The sequence below is a fragment of the Xanthomonas sp. D-36-1 genome (assembly GCF_017746155.1).
Lineage (GTDB): Bacteria > Pseudomonadota > Gammaproteobacteria > Xanthomonadales > Xanthomonadaceae > Xanthomonas > Xanthomonas cissicola.
Map to the genome: position 1 here is coordinate 1 of NZ_JAGHWR010000052.1, position 1,299 is coordinate 1,299.

The window sequence follows — 1,299 nt, forward strand, 5'->3', positions numbered from 1 at the left end:
CGACGCATCCTCTGGCCGCATTGTTCAGACCTTCCCTAGGGAAACTCTGAACAATCCGTCCTGATCTGCCACAATCGATCATCGACCCGAGTAGACGATTTCGATGCAGCTGACCTTCGGCGACGCGGAGTACGACGGCAAGCGCAAGCGGACGCGGCGTGAGGTGTTTTTGGCCGAGATGGAGCAGGTCGTGCCGTGGAAGGAGCTGCTGGGGCTGATCGAGCCGCACTATCCGAAGTCGGGGCAACCGGGACGACAGCCGTATCGGCTGGAGACGATGCTGCGCATCCACTTTTTGCAGCAGTGGTATGCATTGAGCGATCCATCGGCGGAAGAAGCCTTGTACGACACGGTGTCGATGCGCCGTTTCGCCAAGATCGGCGGGCTGGATGAGGTGCCGGACGAGACGACGATTCTCAACTTTCGCCATCTGCTGGAGCAGCACGATTTGGCGCGCAAGCTGTTCAATCGGGTGAACGCGCATCTGTCGCGCAAGGGTCAGAGCCTGCGCGGCGGGACGATTGTGGATGCCACGATTATCTCTGCGCCCAGTTCGACCAAGAACAAGGACGGTGAGCGCGATCCGGAGATGCGCCAGACCAAGAAGGGCAACCAATACTTCTTCGGGATGAAGGCGCACATTGGAGTGGATGATGAATCCGGCCTAGTGCACCACGTGGAATGCACGGCAGCCAACGTGGCGGACATCACGCAAGCGCACAAGCTGCTGCATGGCAAGGAAGACACGGTGTGTGGGGACAGCGGCTACACCGGGCTTGAGAAGCGCGATGAGATCAAGGGCAAGCGCAAGCTACGCTACCTGATCGCGGAGAAGCCCTCGAAGCTGAAGCAGATCAAGAACAAGCGCGAACTGAAGTTGGCCAAGCGCTGGGAGCACACCAAGGCCAGCCTGCGTGCGAAGGTGGAACATCCGTTTCGGGTGATCAAGCGCCAGTTTGGCTATGCCAAGGTGCGCTATCGCGGCCTGGTCAAAAACACCGCGCAGGTGCTGACGCTCTTTGCGCTGTCGAACCTGTGGCTGAAGCGGAAGCAGTTGATGCCTGCCGTTGGGAAGTTGTGCCTGTAATGGGGAGAACGCCCCGAGAATGCGCTGGAAACAGCGAAAAACCGAAGGTGTGAGCGTAGTCAGCGCTACCGATGCGGGTCGACGCATCCTCTGGCCGCATTGATCAGACCATCCCTAAGGAAGGTCTGATCAACGAGACCTGACAGGGCGGAAGGTGGCGTCGTTCCGAAGAGTGGCTTTTGGAACTTCGGAATTTCGCCATTTCTGGCGCT

1 protein-coding gene is annotated in these 1,299 nt (G+C 59.0%); it reads left to right on the top strand.

What is annotated here, in order from left to right:
• The first annotated feature begins 103 nt into the window (after positions 1 to 103).
• Positions 104 to 1,087, top strand: coding sequence for an IS5-like element ISXfu1 family transposase (locus tag J7367_RS14695; RefSeq protein ID WP_022557821.1), 984 nt, complete (start codon positions 104 to 106; stop codon positions 1,085 to 1,087).
• Positions 1,088 to 1,299 lie beyond the last annotated feature (212 nt).